At 56.3% G+C, this 20,244-nt stretch carries 17 protein-coding genes; 6 read left to right on the top strand and 11 right to left on the bottom strand.

The features are described 5' to 3' along the window. Positions 1 to 3: 3 nt before the first annotated feature. On the bottom strand, positions 4 to 828 hold the full coding sequence (dkgA, locus tag AC6I77_RS16260; protein WP_485526124.1) for a 2,5-didehydrogluconate reductase DkgA: 825 nt from the start codon (positions 826 to 828) through the stop codon (positions 4 to 6). A 204-nt stretch (positions 829 to 1,032) separates the two neighbouring features. Between dkgA and AC6I77_RS16255 the strand changes: the two genes are divergently transcribed. After that, a complete protein-coding gene (locus AC6I77_RS16255) occupies positions 1,033 to 1,941 on the top strand; it encodes an AraC family transcriptional regulator (protein WP_008925731.1) in 909 nt (302 codons plus the stop codon). A 50-nt stretch (positions 1,942 to 1,991) separates the two neighbouring features. On the opposite strand, the gene AC6I77_RS16250 is transcribed toward AC6I77_RS16255, so the two are convergent. The 5 genes from AC6I77_RS16250 to AC6I77_RS16230 form a co-directional block, all read right to left on the bottom strand. Then, positions 1,992 to 2,654 (bottom strand): DedA family protein, encoded by a 663-nt coding sequence (locus tag AC6I77_RS16250; protein WP_003848472.1) that lies wholly within the window; start codon positions 2,652 to 2,654, stop codon positions 1,992 to 1,994. 174 nt (positions 2,655 to 2,828) lie between these two features. Next, positions 2,829 to 4,019 (bottom strand): cystathionine beta-lyase, encoded by a 1,191-nt coding sequence (gene metC, locus AC6I77_RS16245; protein WP_078804979.1) that lies wholly within the window; start codon positions 4,017 to 4,019, stop codon positions 2,829 to 2,831. A 133-nt stretch (positions 4,020 to 4,152) separates the two neighbouring features. Continuing rightward, on the bottom strand, positions 4,153 to 5,439 hold the full coding sequence (locus AC6I77_RS16240; protein WP_003848476.1) for a TRAP transporter large permease: 1,287 nt from the start codon (positions 5,437 to 5,439) through the stop codon (positions 4,153 to 4,155). A 13-nt stretch (positions 5,440 to 5,452) separates the two neighbouring features. After that, positions 5,453 to 5,959, bottom strand: coding sequence for a TRAP transporter small permease (locus tag AC6I77_RS16235; protein WP_497817147.1), 507 nt, complete (start codon positions 5,957 to 5,959; stop codon positions 5,453 to 5,455). 49 nt (positions 5,960 to 6,008) lie between these two features. Further along, entirely contained in the window at positions 6,009 to 6,980 is a 972-nt protein-coding gene (locus tag AC6I77_RS16230; protein ID WP_497817146.1) for a TRAP transporter substrate-binding protein, read from the bottom strand. A 350-nt stretch (positions 6,981 to 7,330) separates the two neighbouring features. On the opposite strand from AC6I77_RS16230, the gene exbB reads away from it, so the two are divergent. The 3 genes from exbB to AC6I77_RS16215 all read left to right on the top strand — a co-directional run bounded on the left by exbB (position 7,331) and on the right by AC6I77_RS16215 (position 10,044). Then, complete coding sequence (gene exbB / locus AC6I77_RS16225) at positions 7,331 to 8,053, top strand: tol-pal system-associated acyl-CoA thioesterase (RefSeq protein WP_181162245.1); 723 nt, start codon at positions 7,331 to 7,333, stop codon at positions 8,051 to 8,053. 6 nt (positions 8,054 to 8,059) lie between these two features. Next, the gene (gene exbD / locus AC6I77_RS16220; protein ID WP_008925727.1) at positions 8,060 to 8,482 is read left to right on the top strand and encodes a TonB system transport protein ExbD; all 423 of its coding nucleotides are present in this window, start codon (positions 8,060 to 8,062) and stop codon (positions 8,480 to 8,482) included. A 236-nt stretch (positions 8,483 to 8,718) separates the two neighbouring features. Next, a complete protein-coding gene (locus tag AC6I77_RS16215; protein ID WP_003848486.1) occupies positions 8,719 to 10,044 on the top strand; it encodes an MFS transporter in 1,326 nt (441 codons plus the stop codon). Here AC6I77_RS16215 and AC6I77_RS16210 read toward each other — a convergent pair. From AC6I77_RS16210 to AC6I77_RS16190, 5 genes are read right to left on the bottom strand one after another with little or no spacing between them, the layout of a single operon-like run. Continuing rightward, positions 10,041 to 11,018, bottom strand: a complete 978-nt coding sequence (locus AC6I77_RS16210) for a Csu type fimbrial protein (protein ID WP_497817145.1) — start codon at positions 11,016 to 11,018, stop codon at positions 10,041 to 10,043. The two genes, AC6I77_RS16215 and AC6I77_RS16210, sit on opposite strands and share 4 nt — an antisense overlap. Further along, positions 11,015 to 13,462, bottom strand: coding sequence for a fimbria/pilus outer membrane usher protein (locus AC6I77_RS16205; protein WP_497817144.1), 2,448 nt, complete (start codon positions 13,460 to 13,462; stop codon positions 11,015 to 11,017). The genes AC6I77_RS16210 and AC6I77_RS16205 overlap by 4 nt, the downstream gene beginning before the upstream one ends. Positions 13,463 to 13,469: 7 nt before the next feature. Next, the gene (locus AC6I77_RS16200) at positions 13,470 to 14,168 is read right to left on the bottom strand and encodes a fimbrial biogenesis chaperone (protein WP_003848490.1); all 699 of its coding nucleotides are present in this window, start codon (positions 14,166 to 14,168) and stop codon (positions 13,470 to 13,472) included. Positions 14,169 to 14,193: 25 nt separating this feature from the next. After that, positions 14,194 to 14,685, bottom strand: coding sequence for a Csu type fimbrial protein (locus AC6I77_RS16195; RefSeq protein ID WP_008925723.1), 492 nt, complete (start codon positions 14,683 to 14,685; stop codon positions 14,194 to 14,196). A gap of 46 nt (positions 14,686 to 14,731) precedes the next feature. After that, positions 14,732 to 15,301, bottom strand: a complete 570-nt coding sequence (locus AC6I77_RS16190; protein ID WP_008925722.1) for a spore coat protein U domain-containing protein — start codon at positions 15,299 to 15,301, stop codon at positions 14,732 to 14,734. A gap of 543 nt (positions 15,302 to 15,844) precedes the next feature. Here AC6I77_RS16190 and AC6I77_RS16185 point away from each other — a divergent pair. Beyond that, complete coding sequence (locus tag AC6I77_RS16185; protein WP_497817143.1) at positions 15,845 to 17,929, top strand: putative bifunctional diguanylate cyclase/phosphodiesterase; 2,085 nt, start codon at positions 15,845 to 15,847, stop codon at positions 17,927 to 17,929. Between the two features lie 147 nt (positions 17,930 to 18,076). Then, positions 18,077 to 20,221 (top strand): putative bifunctional diguanylate cyclase/phosphodiesterase, encoded by a 2,145-nt coding sequence (locus tag AC6I77_RS16180; protein WP_182630111.1) that lies wholly within the window; start codon positions 18,077 to 18,079, stop codon positions 20,219 to 20,221. Positions 20,222 to 20,244: the final 23 nt, after the last annotated feature.

Here is a 20,244-nt window from a genome sequence, read left to right as displayed (position 1 = left end):
CCCTTAGTTAAACGTCTCCGGATCCGGACCCAGACGATTGCCGCTGTCCAGTTTCGCAATATCACTCACTTCATGCTTATCCAGACGGAAGTCGAACACCTTAAAGTTCTCTTCGATACGCGCTGGCGTCACCGACTTCGGAATCACCACCAGGCCGCTATCCAGATGCCAGCGGATCACGATCTGCGCAGGTGTCTTGCTGTATTTCTTCGCCAGCGACTTAATGATCTCCTGATCGAAGACCCCTTTGCCGCCCTGAGCCAGCGGACTCCAGGATTCGGTCTGGATCTGATGCAGCGCGTTCCACGCATGCAGCGTACGCTGCTGAAGCATCGGGTGCAGCTCAATCTGGTTTACGACTGGCGTCACACCGGTTTCATCCAGCAGGCGCTTCAGGTGCGCTTCATGGAAGTTACAGACGCCGATGCTTTTGGTCAGTCCCTGCTGCTGCAGTTCGATCATCTTCTTCCAGGCATCAACGTAGTTGTCTTTTTCCGGGCACGGCCAGTGCATCAGATAGAGATCGACCTGATCCAGCTTCAGTTTCTCCAGGCTGGTTTCCATCGCCTGCTGAACGTTCTGCTGATCGTCGTTCCACAGTTTGGTGGTCACGAAAATCTCTTCGCGCGGCACGTCGGTTTCCTGGAGCGCCTGGCCAATCGCCTCTTCATTTTTATAGGCGGCGGCAGTATCGATGGAACGATAGCCGACCTCAAGCGCTTTCAGCACCGCATGACGTGCATCATCGATGCTGGCCTGCCATACGCCGAGTCCCAGTTGCGGCATCATATTGCCATCGCGCAGTTTGATAATGGGTTGGTCTGCCATAGTTGCTCCTTTCCGTTGCGGTTAATCCGTGAGATTTCACTGTGCTTAAGTCTAGCCAACAATTCTCAGCCTGCTTAGCTCAGTCGATAACAGCACGCCTGGTCTTATGCCCGATTCGGTAAATTTATTGCCTGATTCTCCTGGCTGCTGGCGATTCAGGCATTCGCACGGCAAACTGGCTTTTTGGCTGAAAAAGGAGTCGCTATGGCGCACGATGCACTGTGTCACCGGCTGGCACAGCAGGTCGTCACGTTAATGACCCACGGTCACGACCGTCTCTGTCCGGTCGAAAATGTGTCGCTGATTTATGCGAATCAATATCGTCCGCGTACGCCGATGATGTATCAGCCCGGCATTGTGATCCTGTTTCAGGGCAGCAAAACCGGTTATCTCGGCAGCACCGTTTTTCAGTATGACGCCAGCAAGTATCTGATGCTCACCGTGCCGCTGCCGGTGGAGTGCGAAACCTGGGCTTCGCCGGAGATACCCATTGCCGGGCTGTGCCTCAACGTCGATACCGCCAGTCTGCAGGATCTGCTGATTGAAATTGGTGATGACGATCAGTTTCAGCCGCAGCCACAGACCTCGGGCATTCACTCGGCCTGGCTGACGGAGCCGATGCTGTGTGCCGCTGAGCGACTGCTGGATGTGATGACCCAGCCGCGCGATGCGCGGGTGCTGGGGCCGCACATCGTGCGGGAAATTATCTACTATGTGCTGACCGGCCCGATTGGCGGCGCACTGCTCTCACTGGTGAGCCGACAGACGCAGTTCAGCCTGATCGCGCGCGCCCTCCGGCGGATTGAGAATCACTATGCGGAAAACCTCAGCGTCGATGCGCTGGCGGCAGAAGTGAACATGAGCGTTTCAGCCTTTCACCATAACTTCAAAGCGGTAACGCAAACCTCGCCACTACAGTATCTCAAGCGCTATCGCCTGCATCAGGCGCGATTGCTGATGCTGCACGATGGACTGAAAGCGAGTGCGGCGGCGGTGCGGGTTGGCTATGAAAGTCCTTCGCAGTTCTCGCGGGAATTTAAACGTTATTTTGGCGTGACGCCGGGGGAAGAGGTTAATCGTGTCAGGCAGACGGTGACGGATTCATCTTTGTAGGTCGCCGATCCGGCCGCCCGGAGGCGGCGGATCCCGAGGCTGTGGGCACGTCAGGCGCGTTTCTGGCGACGCTGTTTCCAGATCACCAGAATGCTGCCGAACAGACCGAGCACCAGCAACACCATCGGCAGTATCATCAGAATCGCCATCACCTGATCTTCATGACGCTTGATGAACGGCACCTGGCTGATGCCATAGCCAAAGGTCACCACAATGCCGACCCACAGCAGACCGCTGAGCCAGTTAAACAGCTGAAAACGACTGTTCTGTAAGCCCGCAATGCCCGCCATGGTAGGCAGGATGGTGCGGATAAACGCGAGGAAGCGGCCGACCAGCAGCGCCATCAGACCGTGACGGTTAAACATATTCCAGGCGCGCTGGTGATACTGCGCGGGCAGATGCATCAGCCAGCTCTTAACCAGTCGGGTATTGCCCAGCCAGCGACCCTGCAAATAGCTCAGCCAGCAGCCGAGGCTGGCAGCTGTCGTCAGGATCACCATGGTCGGTACAAAATCCATCACCCCTTTAGCCACCATCGCGCCTGCCAGCAACAGCAGACTGTCTCCCGGCAGGAAAGAGGCGGGTAACAGACCATTTTCCAGAAACAGCGTCAGAAACATCACGCCATACACTACCCATACCACATCCGGATTTGCCAGTGCGGCAAAATCCTGATGCCAGAGCGCCTGGACAATCTCGTGTAAAACACCCATTAGCGATTCCATCACGTCACAAGGAACAATCCGTCTGCGTTCAGACAGTACAGTGAACTCACCAACAATCTGAACGATGCGGGATAAATTTTAACAACAAATGAGCCGCTGCCCGGCAAACACTGCGGGCCACCGCGACCCGGTTTATCTTCTGTTTACTTTCTGTTGAGCGACTCAGCGCGTCAGGCGCGAAAAACCGGCTTCCAGGTCAGCCAGCAGGTCATCAACATGCTCCAGGCCAATATGCAACCGCACCAGCGTGCCGGTGAAATCCACACCGCCCGCCGGACGAATCTCTGCCAGCTCTTCCGGCTGATTCGCCAGGATCAGCGATTCATAGCCGCCCCAGGAGTAAGCCATGCTGAAATGATGGAAGTGATCGAGATATTCCGCCAGCTGGGGTGTGTCTAATTTTTCCTGCAGGATAAATGAGAACAGGCCGCTGCTACCGTTAAAATCGCGCTTCCAGAATTCATGACCTTTGCTTTGCGCCAGCGCCGGGTGATTCACCCGCGCCACTTCGGGACGCGCCGCCAGCCACTCTGCCACCTGAATTGCGCTCTCTTCATGCTGGCGCAGACGGGTACCCAGCGTGCGCAGACCCCGGCTTGCCATGTAAGCGGTATCGGCATCGGCCATCTGGCCCATAAGATAGGAGTTCTCGCGCAGCTGATCGATGCAGCGCGCATTAGCGACTGCGGTGCCAATCATCGCATCGCTGTGACCAATCAGATATTTGGTGCCGGCCTGAATGGAAATATCGATACCGTGCGCCAGCGCATTAAACAGAATGCCGGCCGCCCAGGTGTTGTCGATCATGATGATCGCCTCGGGCGCTTTGGCGCGTACAGCCGCCACAATCGCTGGGATATCCTGAACTTCCATGGTGATAGACGCGGGAGATTCCAGGAAAACAACCCGGGTATTCGACTGAACCAGCTCACCGATTTCGCTGCCGATACAGTGATCGAACCAGCCTGTAGAAACCTGCAGCTTAGCCAGAATTTTCGTACAGAAGTCCTGCGTCGGTTCATAGACCGCGCCACTCATCAGCACGTGGTCACCCGCTTCAACAAAGGCCAGAATCGCATTGGCCACGGCAGCCGCGCCGCAAGGGTAGAGCACGCAGCCTGCACCGCCTTCCAGCTCGGTCATCGCATCCTGCAGCGCAAAGTGCGTCAGGGTGCCACGACGGCCATAAAAGAGTTCACCTTTTGCCCGACCGGCGGTGGCGCGTTTTTTCTCCGCGACGGTATCAAAAACCAGTGAGGAGGCCCGTTGAATCACGCTGTTCACCGAGCCCTGGGTATAACGCTTGCTGCGTCCTGCATTGACGAGCGTGGTATCAATTTTTCTGGTGGTCATGAGTCGCCTTTACCGCTTCGGACTAAGCTCTCACGTTACCACGAAACAGCCAGCAGGGTTGAGACTCAATGGTGATTATCAGAGTGCATCGCAGGAAAAAAAACGGCCCGCTCACGGGCCGTTTTTCTTTGCGTTACATCACGCCCATCAGGCGCGGTAACCAGAGCGAAATGGCGGGAATATAGGTAATCAGCATCAGAACGATAAACAGCATGCCGTAGAACGGTAGCATCGCCCCGACCACCTGCTCAATCTTCTGTTTACTTACCGCGCTGGCGACAAACAGTACTGTGCCGACCGGCGGCGTAATCAGTCCGATGCCGAGATTGGTCAGCATGATCATGCCGAAGTGCACCGGATCAATGCCCAGTGAGGTCGCCACCGGCAGCAATACGGGCGTGAGAATCAGAATCAGCGGCGCCATATCCATCAGCGTGCCCACCACCAGCAGCAGGATGTTGATGCACATCAGAATCACATATTTATTATCAGAGAGGCTGGTAAAGGCTTCGGTGATCATCGTCGGCAGTTGCATGAACGTCATCACCGCACCAAACCCGGCGGCGAAAGCGATCAGCACCATCACGATGGTGACGGTTTTAATGGTACGAAACAGCAGGATATGCAGCTGATTCCATTTAAAGTCGCGATAGATAAACATGGTGACGAAAAAGGCCCAGATACAGGCGATCGCCGCGGACTCTGAGGCGGTGAAAATACCGGAGAGAATCCCACCCATGATGATGACCACGGTAAACAGGCCCCAGAACGCGTCAAAGAAAATCTTCAGCGCCTGACGAAACGGAATGCGCTCGCCTTTGGGATAGCCGCGTTTGCGTGCGAACCCCAGGCACATCACCATCAGGCAGCCTCCCAGCATCAGTCCCGGCAGGATACCTGCGACAAACAGCGAAGAGATGGTGACCATGCCGCCGGTTGCCAGCGAGTAAATCACCGAGTTGTGACTGGGTGGCGTCAGCACGGCCTGAACGGAGCCGCTGGCCGTTACCGCAGCGGCAAAATCACGCGGATAGCCTTTCTCCTCCATCTGCGGGATCATCACCGAACCAATCGAAGCGGTGTCCGCGACTGACGATCCGGAGATGGCACCAAAGAAGGTCGACGCGACGATGTTAACCAGTGAGAGGCCACCGCGAATAAAGCCGACAAAGATATAGGCGAAATTGACCAGCCGCCGGGCAATCCCACCCTCCGCCATGATCGCACCCGCAAGAATAAAGAACGGGATGGTCAGCAGCGAAAATTTGTTAATGCCATTAGTTATCTGAATCACCACCGCTTCCAGGGGCAGATCGATCCACCAGGCGCCGATAAAAGCGCTCAGGCCGACCGCAAACGCGACCGGAAACCCCACCAACAGCAACACCAGCAAACTGCCTATCAAGATTAATGCATCCATCTTCTGCTCCGGATTAGTGGGTGCCGCCCAGTGTGACAATGGGTCGCTGACTTTGATGGCCGGTCAGCAATCGCTCAACAACAAACAGCAGGGTGAAGATCGCGCCAATCGGGATCGGCAGATACATTTCGCCGTAGGTCACCGCCGGCAGTGAGGCGAGCGTCTGCACCCACATCGCTTCACACAGGCTGTAACTGGCCTGGAAGATCACCAGGCAGGTGAGGATCATCAGCAGATCGCAGACCCGCAGCATCAGGCGCTGGCGGGCAGGTGACAGACGATCGGTGACCATTGACACGCAGATATGTGTTCCGGCACGAAAGCCGACCGGCGCGCCGATAAAAGTGAATATGATCATGCAGATAATGGCGACCGGTTCTGGCCAGGAGAGTGCGCCGTTCATCACGTAACGGGCGAAGATGCCAACAGGAATGACCGTCACCATGATCAACAGCGCCACGGCGGCCACCAGCATGCACAGCAGATAAAGCCCATCCATCAGACGCGTATAAGCAGACATAATTAATACCTGATTAAGCACGCCACACGGCAGTGTGGCGCGGGAAGGGTTATTTCACGTCGGCGATTCGGGTCATCAGATCCTGATATTTGCCGCCGAATTGATCGCGCACCGGCTGGGTAGCCTTAACGAAGTAGTCGCGGTCGGTCTGCTGGAAGGTCACGCCGCCGGCCTTCATTTTGGCGATCGACTGTTCGGTGTAGGTCGCCCAGAGCTGACGCTCTTCATCCTGTGCCTCTTTGCCGAGCTTTTTCAGCAGTGTCTGATCGTCGGGTTTCAGGCGATCCCAGGCGCGTTTCGAAAACAGAATCATCTCTGGCTGAATAAAGTGGCTGGTGAGGGTGTAGTACTTCGCGACCGGCATGTAGTTATGGGCCACAAAGGTAGGTGGGTTGTTCTCGGTGCCATCGACCACGCCGGTCTGCATCGCACTAAAGACTTCGCTGACGCCCATTGCCACCGGATTTGCGCCCATCGCTTTCAGTGTCGCTAGTGAAATGGCGCTGTTCTGCACCCGGATCTTCATACCTTTGAGATCGTCGGGTTTTGCCAGCGGCTTCTTGGTGATCATGTTGCGCTCACCGGCATCCGTCCAGCCCAGGAAGACCATGCGGGCGTTGGGATCCTTATCAAACTTGCTGGCAATCTCGCTGCCTATCTCACCATCCAGCACTTTATGCATGTGGTCGACGTCGCGAAAAATGTAGGGCAGGGTGAGCACGCTGGTTTCCGGGGCGATAGACGTGACCGGAGCCAGTGAGACGCGGATCATATCGATGGCGCCCAGTTGCACCTGTTGCAGCGTCTGGTCTTCATCACCCAGCACGCCACCGGCGTAGATCTTCATCTCCAGCCGTCCATCAGTGGCCTGTTTGAGTTTGTCGCCCATGTGTTGCAGGGCAACCACAGTGGGATAGCCGGCTGGCTGCACTTCAGCGACTTTAATCACCTGTGCCGTGGCGGTGGAACTTATCATGATTGCCGCCAGGGCACTGGCCAGGCATGTTTTTGTCAGTCTCATTATTTTGTCTCCCGCAGAGGTAGGACGGCCTGGAGTCTGGGCTAACCGCAGAGTGCCGTGTGGAGCCAGCATAGTGAAAATGCGTCTGAGTAAAATGCAGTAATGTTGATTGAATGAATGGCGTCACATTTTGAAACGTTGTTTTAATAAATTTTCATGCAGCTTCACATTTTCGAAACATCCCTGACGGAAAGTGTGCAAAGCTGGTCAAAGCGAGGTCTGTGACCAGGGTTGGGTTTGTAAATACTAATGAGAACTACTATCAATTCGCCGCCATTTTGCTATTATTCGCGCTTGTTTCGCATCCCTGAATCAGAAGTTGGAGAAGCAGCGTGGTAGCCAGTGATTTGATGCAAACGGACCTCTCCGTTTGGGGCATGTATCAACATGCCGATATCGTGGTAAAGGTCGTCATGATTGGCCTGTTGTTGGCATCGGTCGTGACATGGGCAATCTTTTTCGGCAAATATGCTGAACTCAGCGCCGCTAAGCGCCGCCTGAAGCGTGAGCAACTGGCGCTGGGCGAAGCCCGTAGTCTTAATGACGCCGCCCGCATTGCTCAGTCGTTTACCGGTCACAGCCACAGCGTCGTGCTGCTGAACGATGCGCAGAATGAACTCGAATTGTCGGCAGGTGTGGAAGATACCAACGGCATTAAAGATCGCACCAGTTTCCGCCTTGAGCGCCGCGTGGCTGCTTTCAGCCGCCATGCAGGCCGGGGCAATGGCTTCCTGGCAACCATCGGCTCTGTCGCCCCGTTTATTGGTCTGTTCGGCACTGTCTGGGGCATCATGAACAGCTTTATCGGTATTGCGAAAACCCAGACGACGAACCTTGCGGTGGTGGCACCGGGTATCGCAGAAGCGCTGCTGGCAACGGCGGTGGGTCTGGTCGCTGCGATTCCGGCGGTGGTAATTTACAACGTCTTTGCCCGCATGATCGCTAACTACAAAGCCTCGCTGGGTGATGTTGCCGCTCAGGTGATGCTGTTGCAGAGTCGTGACATCGACCTGGGCACTGTGGCCAAAGAGGTTCCACGTCCCGCGACCGCCCAGAAACTGCGCTTAGGGTAAGCTGTTATGGCCATGCGATTAAACGACGATCTGCAAACCGACGGTGAAATGCATGAGATTAACGTGACGCCGTTTATCGACGTCATGCTGGTTCTGCTGATCATCTTTATGGTAGCCGCGCCACTGGCGACGGTCGACGTGCGCGTCAATCTGCCAGCCTCAACCAGCGCGCCGCAGCCGCGCCCGGAGAAGCCAGTTTATTTGTCGATTAAAGCGGATAAGCAGCTCTACGTCGGTAACGATCAGGTTACGCCTGACTCGCTGGTGAACGTGCTGACCAGCCAGACGCAGGGCAACAAAGAGACGACGATTTTCTTCCAGGCGGACAAGTCGGTGGATTATGAAACCCTGATGAGCGTCATGGATAAACTGCGCACGGCGGGCTATCTGAAAATCGGGCTGATGGGCATGGAAACCGTGAAGAAATAGCGAATTATCGGGCATCCTTAGAAGGCGACTATTGAGGTCGCCTTTTTTTATGCTGGCTCTCTGACCACATAAAATCGGGTCAAGCAGTGCTCAAGCCGATCACTTATGCTGCCTGATTCGGATTGTTAATTGGTTGTTACTTATGTACATAGATTTGTAAATTGCAATGGTGACTCACGTCACATTAATCCCGCTTCAGTCAGGCTAAAACGGCTAAAAAACAATAGGAAGCCGTTATGAGTCACACCCCGTCTTTACAAAAGCCGCCGAAAAGTGCTGCCCGAACTATCTTCAACGTCACCAGTGGTAACTTCCTGGAGATGTACGACTTCATGGTGTTTGGCTACTACGCGACCGCCATTTCAAAAACCTTCTTCCCGGGTGATGACCCGTTTGCTTCCCTGATGCTGACCCTGATGACCTTTGGTGCCGGCTTCCTGATGCGCCCGCTGGGGGCGATCATTTTAGGTGCCTACATCGACCATCATGGGCGCCGTAAAGGCCTGTTGCTGACGCTGGGCTTAATGGCGATTGGTACCCTGACCATTGCGGTGGTACCGGGTTACGCTACCTTAGGCGTGGCAGCACCGATTCTGATTCTGCTGGGGCGTCTGTTGCAGGGCTTCTCGGCGGGGGTTGAGCTGGGTGGCGTATCGGTCTATCTGGCCGAAGTTGCACCCAAAGGACGTAAAGGCTTCTTCGTGAGCTGGCAGTCGGGCAGTCAGCAGATTGCGGTGATCTTTGCTGCCCTGCTGGGCCTGATGCTGAATCATCTGCTGGCGAAAGAAGCGGTAACGGAGTGGGGCTGGCGTATCCCGTTTGTGGTTGGCTGTCTGATTGTGCCGTTCCTGTTCTATATCCGCCGGATGCTGGAAGAGACTGAAGCGTTCAGTAAACGTAAACATCACCCGAGCATGACGGAAATCATGCGGTCAGTCGCCAGCAACTGGGCGCTGGTGCTGGCGGGCATGCTGATGGTGGTCACCACCACGGTGATGTTCTACATGATCACCGCTTTTACGCCGACCTTTGGGAAAACCGTGTTGATGATGAGCGACAAGCAGGCGTTTCTGGTGACGCTCTGTGTGGGTGTTTCCAACCTCTTCTGGCTGCCGCTGATGGGTACGCTGTCGGACCGCGTGGGACGACGTCCGCTGCTGATTATTTTTACCCTGCTGATGATTGCCACCACCTGGCCGGTGCTTCACTGGATGGTGGGATCGGCCAGCTTCGCTCACCTGCTGGAAGCTGAGCTGTGGCTGTCGTTTCTCTATGCCAGCTATAACGGTGCGATGGTGGTTTATCTGGCAGAAATTATGCCTGCTGAAGTGCGCGCTGCCGGTTTCTCCATGGCTTACAGTCTGGCAACGGCGCTATTTGGCGGCTTTACACCTGCCATCTCCAGCTATCTGATTCACGCCACCGGTGACAAAGCGATGCCTGGCGTCTGGCTCACCTTTGCGGCGGTCTGCGGGCTGATCGGTACGCTGTTGATTGGCCGGATGGTGAAGCAGTATCAGCGGCGTCACAGCGCCACAACGACGGTCAGCGCGTCACTTTAAAACGATAAATCGACGACCACGCTGTCGCTGTAATTTCCTGCAGGCGGCGTGTTCTGAGTGGTCAGGATGCGCGCGGTGTAGTTAAAGCCGCGCGTCAGTCCATCCGCTGATACCGCTGTCGAGGTGGTACTGCTCCAGCGTTCAGTGCCTGCCGCTCCCCAGCGATTGCTGGTGGCACTTTTATAAATCTCATAACTCAGACGGTTCGCTCCGCTCGCCATGTTCCTGACGCTGCCCGCCGGATAACTGCCATTGTTCAGCCCGACGGTATAGGTACTGCCTTTACTGCACAGCACGTTAATGGTCTGCGATACAGCGGAGAAGCTACTCACCAGCGGCGCATTGCCAAAGCTGATGTTGGGTGCGGTGATCGTCGTGCAATCGTTGGTGAGGACAGCGGTAACGTTAATCGGAATCACGCCGCTGCCTTTCTGCTCGCTTAAACAGAGATTACCCACGCCAATGCTGGTGCAGATGCGGTAAGTCACAGCCATATTTAGCGTAACGGAATAGGTTCCCGCTGCAACCACCTGACCGGGAACAGTGCGCAGATAGACGGGAAGGGCAAAGTTAAGACTGCCCAGCAAACCTGCCAGATTTATCAGGGTTTGTGAGCTGTAAACAAACGGCGTGCTGCCAATCGTCAGTTCGCTGGCGCAGGCGCTGTCGGTGCAGAGCCGTACTGGCACATTATCGCTGCCGGTGTCACCACTGCGTTTCAGGACGCCCCGTGTGCCGCTGATATTGGTCGCGCCGGTCAGCTGAAACGTTATCTGGTTATTGCCAAGCAGTGACAACGCCGAGCCTGCGCCACAGTTGACGTTGGCGTTAGTGGTCACCGAGCTGACGGTGGTATTCGCCACAAACGTCGTGACCGAGCCGAAGCTGGCGGTCGACGCGGGCAGACCGCAGGCGGCGTAGCTCACCGACGGCAGTGTCAGCAGCAGGGCAGCCAGTAACAGAGATTTGATCATGGTTGGGTTCCGGACGTGAAAGATTCAGCGGGAGAGGCTGCGCTGCCTGCGGCGGGCGCGGGCAGCGCGCAGGTCAGAGGGCCATAGGTTTTCAGCGCCTGCGGCTGACCGCTGGCGATGCGCAGTTCGGTTTCACAGCGGCGGCCATCGGGCGTCACCACCTCCATCGGGTTTCTGGCAGTGAGATTTTCCATCCAGACGATGCCATCCCAGCCGACATACTCAGTGGCATGATCCGCACGCTGTACCAGGCTTGAGACCGGCAGCGGCTGGCCCTGTGCATCAACCAGAATCACGCTGGCAGAGCGCAGTTTTTCCACCGGGAAGTTAAGCAGGTAGCCGCTCTGACGTTTCACCGCAAAACGCTGCTCAACATGGGGCGTGGTCATATCGGCGGGCAGGTCGAGGGTGTCGATATCATATTTGGCCGGGTAGTAGCTGCTGATGGCGGGGACCAGCAGATAGCCCTGTTGGTTAGTGCGTCCCATCGACTGATTTTCATAGCGAACATTAACGTCGGGATAGCCCGTTTTCACCAGCACAAAAGCGTCGTTGATGGCGTTGGCGGCAAAGACGCCGTTGTCCATTAATACCAGTGCACCGGCGACATCGGCCCATTGAGTCAGATTGTCATCATCACCGTAGAAGCCCCCCGAGGTGTCGATATGGTTATTGCGGTAGCGCAGACTGCCCTGCCGGTAGTCGCCACTGTCGCCACTCTGATTCGCCCATGAGGCATCCCAGGCGAATCCACCGTCGCTGGGCATGGCACTGGAGGCATAGAGACGCTGGCTATCGCGACCGCGTTGATCGCGCTCGGTGCTGATCGCCGCGCTGCCCTGCTCGCCAAACGGGATCACCAGCGAGAGCGCACCGGTCCAGCTCTTCTCCTCCTGATCGCGGCTGGCGGAGACATAGAGGCTGCTGTTTCCCCACAGATTCTTACTCCATGAGAGGTTCCACAGGCGGGTGCGATCGCCCTGGCCGTCGGTGATATCGATGAAGGCGGCGCCGACGCTGCCAAAGCGGTTCAGTGAGATGCTGGCGCTGTATTGGGCAGTGCGGCGCGATAGCGTGTAACGGCTATCCGCCTGACTACCGGCACGGCTGCCGACCAGGGCCAGATTGCCAAAGTCGCTGCTGCGCTGGGTCTGCTGCGTGCCGATGTTGAACCAGCGATTGTTGTACTGATAGCCCCAGCTATATTGCCTGCCGCTGTCGCCATCAAGATGACTTTGTGCCACCGCGCCGTTAACCACGCCCCAGCTGCCAACCCGAAACTGACCTCCCAGCCCGCCCATCGCCAGATTTTCGCTGCCCTCGGCGTGACTCTCCAGCGTCAGCCAGTCGGTTATGCCGTAGCGATATGAGCCACTCGCGGCAGCCGCACCGTAATCGAAGTTTTTAATGCCGTAATTTTCGCGAATCGCCCCGGCGGAGATAGCGTAGTCAGCCAGCCCCGATTTCAGCAGATTGCTGGAGACATAAAACGGCATGGTGGTGGTTACGCGTCGGCCGACCGCATCCGTGGTGGTGATCACCGCGTCACCCGCACCATTGACGAATGGCACATTGGTTAATGACCAGGGGCCAGGCTGCACATTTGCCTGACCGGAGCGATAGCCATTGATAAAGAGATCGACGGTGGAGGGGACTGCAGCCTGGCCAGAGAAGGCGGGTAGCGGATAGGTCACCAGGTCAGGACGGACGCTGAAGTCGCGACCCACACTGATGCCGCCGAGTCGGATGCTGCTGCTCCAGGCAAGCGAGTCAGTCACCAGATCCCCGACCCGCCAGCTCATCACCGCGTTCTCATCTTCATTGCTCCACCAGCTGTCGTAACGGATATAACCGTTGTCCTGATAAGCGGGGCTGCCTTCCAGCTGCTGCTGCCAGACGCCGTTGGTAGAGACGTGTCCGGCATCACCGAACAGGCGCAGTTCGTTCCAGGCAGAAAGCCGGGTGCCGGTGGTATCGGTACGGCTGGCGTAGAGATCGTAGTTAATCAGCGCGCCGGCGCTGGTGCGCCCCGGATAGCGCGGTCCGTTCTTCGCCTCGCCAATCACCTGACCGGGAAGCCATTCCGGTGGTACGGTGAGCAGCAGCCGCTGACGGGCGGCGTCATATTCCACACTGACGGATTGCAGGCTGCTGACATCGATCTGCGCCTGCTCACCCAGCTTATCCAGTGGCAGACCGGCACGCTGCAGATCGCCGCTGCGCAGCCAGAAATGGTCGTTGCGCTGCTCGACTGGCACAATGTTGCCGTTTTCCTGCTGGTTAATCACCAGCTCCAGCATATATTGCTGACCGCTGCTGCTGGTCTGCAGGCTGTGCGGTGGAGGCAGGGATGAATAGGTCTCCGCCAGCACAGGATCCGGCGTTAAGGCGTAAATGACGCTGGCTACCGTCAGCGCGCAGTGATGCAGGGAAAAAGGTCTCATTCAGCGCTTATTTCTGGGCAGCGCTGCGCCACGGGCTCTTGTTGACCTCTGCAGTGAGTTCGCCGCTGACCGGCGTGGTGAGTGGCCAGCGATATGTGCTGTCCGCGAGCACATAGCCATATAAACCGTCGCCCAGTCTGCGACCGCCGATAGTCACATTGCTCAGTCGGGCATGGCCATTGCCGCTGTTGGTCAGCTGCAGCCAGCGCTTGCCTCCCTCGCTAATCTGTTGCCAGCGCAGAGCCGGACGGGCGCTGTCGGTGGAGAGCCCGGTGCCATACACGAACAACGGCACTGAGTAACGCATCTGAAAGGTCAGCCCGGCCTGATTCTCGCCAGGATTGCGCGGCGTGGGAATCTCATCCAGCACCACCCGATAAGCCTGCTCTTTACCGGCCGCAGGCGGCGTCTGTTTAATCAGTCTGACCAGCTGTTTTTGTCCTGGCTCCATTCGCACCATTGGCGGGCTGGCGACCACCCGCTGCTGGGTCTGGTACTGTTCCTGTCCATTGATTTGCTGCCAGCTGAAAACACGGATCTGCATCATCGTGGTCGTGTTACCGCGATTCTCCAGCCAGAGTTCGCTGGCTTTCTCTTCAGGATTAATGGCGGGATCGATAGGCCATATCATCACAGAGTTAGCAGCAAAGGCTGCATGGAAAAGGGGAGAACTTAACAGCAACAGCAGGGCGCGCAGTGGCTTCATGATCGTATCCTTGTTTTCTATCGCCTCACCAGCTCAGGGTGACGGTCAGCGTATCGGTATAAACGCCGGCGCGCGCAGTGCCGGGCAGTTGCAGCTGGCCATAGATCGGCAGCGTAATGTTATTGGCATTGCTATAGCTCAGCGGCACCGCCTGATTGACCGGGATCACCGTGGTGCGGCTGGCATTACTAAAGAGCGTATAGGGAACGGTATTGCTGAAGTTGGGCAGTTTCAGGTTGCGGGTGGTCGTGAAGTTGGCGCCCTGATTAATGCTCATGCTCAGCGTGGTGCCCGGCGTGCAGGCAAGATTGATCGAGGTACTCTGTACAAAGCTGGCGCTGGCGGGAGTGGCCGCCACGCCAGACTGTGTGCCAAAGTTAAGTGTGCCGAAAACACCGGTATTGGTTCCGGATATTACGCAGCCTGCCACGACAGAAGCGGTGACCTGAAAGGTGCTGGTGGGCAGGCCCCAGGCGCTGAAACACCTTATCAGCAGAGGCAGACCGCATGCGATCATCAGGCTGGATCGCCAGAGAACCACCCTTATCTACCTGCGACAGTCGTTAATAGTTCACGGCAACGTTAATCGTATCGGTATAAGTTCCGGCAGGAATCAGGGGATTAAAACCGCCGCCAACAACCCGGCCATAAATGGCGTAGTTGGTGCCCAGTGTTGGGTCCGTGGTTCCACTGGCGGCGATTGGCGTATTGTTGGCGATAGCCGTGGTAAAAGAGGCGTCACTGTAGAGGGTATAGGCGATGCCCTGTGCATTATCCGATCCCAGAACCAGATAACGTGGTGATGCAGAGGCGGTGCCATAAATGGTCGCTGGCGCAGTATTGCTGCTGGTCACCACCACGTTATAGTCCTGACCCGTGGTACAGCGGACAAAAATACCGTTACCCGCCGCACCGACCAGCGTGGCGTTCAGGGTGTCGAAGGTCGCTGCACTGCTACCAAAATTCAGGGTACCGAAGTTAACGCCCGCCGTAGCTGACTGACCGTTTACCAGGCAACCCGTGGTCAGCGTTAACGTGGCATTGATGGTTCCCGAGGTCGTTGCCGCCTGGGTTAAGGGTGTCATTGCGACAGTTAATCCTGCAGCGGCACACAGAAAAAGCTTGAGTTTCATAATATTTCCTTACGGATTATCGAGAGTCAGTGCTTTTTCACCCGGTGTTTATTAACGATTCAACTCAAAATGATGAAATAAAAATTACAAGGCGGTTAGTGCCACTGTCCTGAGGAGAATCTTAGACTTAAGAATGATGATTTATATTAGTTTTACTTACTATAGATCAGTTAAAGCGTTACGCGAAGCCCTGCCAGTTATTTTTCATTAATCAAATGGCCTAAGTGGCCGATAACCCAGTAACAGCAAGGCATAAAAGCAAGAAAGAAAAAGAAAACTCTTTGTTTTTTCGGTCTCTGGCATGCTTTCCGCTTCGGTGATATGTTCCTGTACCAATCAGACATAATAACGATTTACCGGCTGTCTCAGCAGGCGGGAAATAAGATGCAGGTTTAAAATGCCCTGCGTCTGGGGGCGCGCTTTACCGGGCCTCCGGGATAACAAAAAACCGAAATTTAATGACTTTCACCCAACGGGTGTTTTTTGAATCACTTTCTGACTTTACACAGCACCCGTTTCTCAGCGGGTGGTGAGGAGCTGCACATGTTGCTTGTCACCTGGGATAGCGTTTTGATCTGCGTTTCGCTGATCGTCGCGTTTATTGCCTCATTTACAGCGCTGGATACTGCCGGAAGGGTGGCGGTATCCCGTGGCTGGAGCGCCCGATTCTGGTTGCTGGCAGGCGGAACTGCGATGGGGATTGGCGTCTGGGCAATGCATTTCATTGGTATGCTGGCGATGATGATGCCGATGACGATGCGCTATGACACGCGGCTGACGATACTCTCGCTGCTGGTGGCGATCATGGCGTCAATGTTTGCTTTTGGCCAGACAGTAGGCGGCCTGCATCTCACCCGTTATCGGTTACTGCGCGGCACACTGATCCTGAGTTCAGGGATTGTCGTGATGCACTACCTCGGCATGTATGCGCTGCTGATTGAGCCGCGACCTGAGTGGAATGTGCTGCGGGTGGCGCTCTCCGTGATCATTGCGTTTGTTGCTTCGGGCGTGGCGCTGTGGCTGGCGTTTCATCTGCGCCAGGGCGACCATCATCTGCTGCTGATGCGGGGACTGGCCTCACTGGTGATGGGGATGGCCATTGCTGGTATGCATTATGTCGGCATGTCGGCAGCCCGATTCAGCGAGAGCAGTATGATGCAGTCGGGTGGTGTGAGCAATTCAGGACTGGCGGTTTGGGTAACGCTCATTACGCTGATTATTCTGGGCATTACGCTGCTGAGTTCCATGCTGGATGCCCAACTGCGTGCCGCGCGACTGGCGACCCGACTCAGACACGCTAACCAGGAACTGCGTCAGCTGGCGATGCATGACAATCTGACCGCGCTACCCAATCGGGCCATGCTGGAGCAGCAGCTCGATCTGGCGATTAAACAGGCTATGCTCAACGAAAATCGCTTTGCCGTGATCTACATGGATCTTGATGGGTTCAAAGCGGTCAATGACACCTGGGGACACCACGTCGGTGATCGGTTGCTGGTGGCCGTGTCGGAACGGCTGCGTAGCCAGCTCAGCAACACGATGCTGCTGGTGCGTCTGGGAGGCGATGAATTTGTACTGATGGCGGAGGCATGCGATGTCACTCCAGCCCGTCAGCTGGCGCAAAAACTGGTCAAAGTGATCAGTACGCCGTTTGAACTGGATCGCTATGTGTTACACGTTTCCCTCAGTGCGGGCATTGCGATATTCCCGCTGCACGGTCGTAACCGGCAGGAGCTGTTATTCAATGCCGACTCGGCGATGTACCACACTAAACACAGCGGACGTAACGGCTGGTGCCTGTTTGAGCCGGCGATGAGTGATGCAACGCAGCATCAGCTGGCGCTGGCAAACGATCTGTGGGAGGCGATCGATCGGCAACAGATGCGACTCTTTTATCAGCCCAAATTCCGTTCCGGCGGCACACGGCTAATGGGATTTGAAGCACTGCTGCGCTGGCAGCATCCGCAACGCGGGTTGCTGACGCCTGAGCTGTTTCTGCCGCGCGCCGAAAAAACCGGCCAGATCGTTGCACTGGGCAACTGGGTGATTGATGAGGCCTGCCGTCAGCTGAAAATCTGGCATAACCAGGGCAACAGCGACTGGACGGTCTCGGTCAATCTCTCCACGTTGCAGTTTCACCAGCGTGATTTACTCCACACGCTGATGCAGACGCTGGCGCGTTACCAGTTGTCAGGCAGCGCACTGATGCTGGAAATCACGGAAGCGATTGCCATGCGTGATCCCCTCTTCAGCCAGCAACGTATTCGTGAACTGCAGCAGGCGGGCGTCAGTGTGGCCATTGATAATTTTGGCATCGGCTATGCCAACCTGTTGCATCTGAAAGATCTGGATGCCAGCGAACTCAAAATCGATCGCAGCTTTATTAACTGCCTGCGACCCGGCAGTGAAGATGCGACCGTGGTCAGCGCCATGCTGACCCTGGCGCAGAGTCTTAACCTGCGCATGGTGGCGGAAGGGGTTGAGACAGAAGAGCAGCAGCACCTGCTCACCAGCCTGGGCTTTGATGCGCTGCAGGGATATCTGCTGGGCAAGCCGACGCCAGCGGATCGCATAGAGGCGTTTCGTTTTGCCGGACTGCGACCGCCTCTGGCATCAGCATCCGTCTGACGCTGACGATAGATTTCAGCACTCAGAGTGAGTGGAAAGATGCAGGGTTCGCGGCTCATTAACCGGCGGGCAGTGCCGATAATTAAGAAAAGAAGTTTTAAAAATCCCTTACATAAACACAAGCACGGCTTTTCGCGGGAACGCACTATGTTAGCAACCTCATACGACTCTTTTATCGTCATCGTCTCCGTTCTTGTCGCGATGCTGGCTTCGTTTACCGCCTTAGATATGGCGGGACGGGTGGTGCACTCCACGGGCAAAGTCGCGCTGGTCTGGCTGTTTGGCGGCGGTTTCTCCATGGGCATCGGCATCTGGGCGATGCACTTCATTGGCATGTTGTCGATGAACATGGAGATGGTGATGAGCTACAACGCCGGGCTGACCGCCTTCTCCGCTGCCATCGCGGTCTGCGCATCGATATTTGCCCTGTGGCTGGTCTGCAGTGGCGATTTGCCCCTGCCGCGCCTGGCGGGCGGCGCACTGATTCTCGGCAGCGGCGTCGTGGCGATGCACTATACCGGTATGGCAGCCCTGATGTTCTCGCCGGGTATTGTCTGGCGGTGGGGCTGGATAGGCCTTTCGGTGGTGATCGCGCTGGCCGCTTCTGGCGCAGCGCTGTGGCTGGCATTTAACCTGCGTGAAGGTCAGACTGGCCGGGTGACCCTGCTGCGTATTGGCGCATCCGTAGTGATGGGCTGTGCGATTGCGGGCATGCACTACACCGGCATGATGGCGGCAGAGTTTCCCGCTCACAGCCATTCGATGGGGCAGGGCGTTAACAGTAACTGGCTGGCGATTCTGGTCACGGTAGTCACTATCTCAATCCTGGGGATTACTCTGCTGGTCTCGATGCTGGATGCGCGGATGCAGGCGCGCACCTCCATTCTCGCCAGCTCACTGGCTGAAGCGAACCGCGAGCTGGCACAGCTGGCGCTGCACGACAATCTGACTCGCCTGCCAAACCGCATTCTGCTGGAAGATCGACTGGAACAGGCGATCAACAAAGCCAATCGTGAGCAGACGCTGTTTGCCCTGATGTTTATGGATCTGGACGGATTTAAGGCGGTTAACGACGCGTTCGGGCATCACATTGGCGACCGTCTGCTGGTGGGTGTGACCGAGCGGATGAGCCAGCAGATGGCTGGCTATTACACGCTGGCGCGACTCGGCGGTGATGAGTTTGTACTGCTGGTGGAGATCGACGATCCCAACGATGCGGCGGCCATTGCCGATAAACTGGTGAAAGCGGTGGACCGTCCGTTTGATATCTCACGCTATGAGCTGGTGGTCTCGCTGAGCCTCGGCATCGCTGTCTATCCTGGCGATGGCGAGGATGAGCGTGAACTGATGTTCAACGCCGATGCGGCGATGTATCACACCAAAAATAATGGCCGCAATGGTTACACCTTTTTTCAGCCCTCAATGAACATTCAGGCGCAGAGCCAGCTTCAGCTGAACAATGATCTCTGGCAGGCGCTGGATAACAATGAGCTACGCCTGTTCTATCAGCCAAAATATTGCGCGCCACGCGGCCCGCTTCTTGGTTTCGAAGCGCTGCTGCGCTGGGAACATCCAAAGCGGGGTCTGTTATCGCCTGACAAATTTCTGCCAATGGCGGAAAAAACCGGGATGATTGTCAACATCGGCAATTGGGTGATTAATGAAGCGTGTCGCCAGTTGCGCCAGTGGCATTTGCAGGGCCATACGGACTGGTCAGTGGCGGTGAACCTGTCGGCGCTGCAGTTTGAGCAATCGAATCTGGTAGAGACAGTGGTAGATGCGCTGGCAAAACATCAGATTCCGGCCGAACTGTTGACGCTGGAGGTGACGGAAACCACCGCGATGCGCGATCCCGATGAGAGTGTGCGTATTCTCACCCAGCTGACTCAGCTTGGGGTGAAAGCCTCGATTGATGACTTTGGCACCGGCTACTCCAGCCTGCTCTACCTGAAAAGGCTACCGGCCAGCGAACTTAAGATCGATCGGGCCTTTGTGAATGAACTCCAGCATCAGCCGGAAGATGCCACCATCGTGTCGGCGATTGTGGCACTGGCGCAGTCACTGCAACTGAAAGTGGTGGCCGAGGGCGTTGAAACCGCTGAACAGCAGGCCTTTCTGACCGGCCTGGGTTGCAATACGCTGCAGGGCTTCCTGCTGGGCAGGCCGGTTCCCGCGGAACAGGTGCCGGAGCTGGCTAACTTTGTGGTAGCAGAAGACGAAGAGGTCGTTACGGATATCCGCCAGATGAGTGAAGCTGAACCGCTGCTGACACCGCAGGTTGCTGCGATCTGACACACCTGACACAGCGTAGCATC

Source organism: Pantoea sp. X-Soil-ISGK-259, assembly GCF_059730705.1.
Note: the sequence above shows the minus strand (reverse complement) of the source record. Positions and strands in the feature narration are given on the sequence as shown.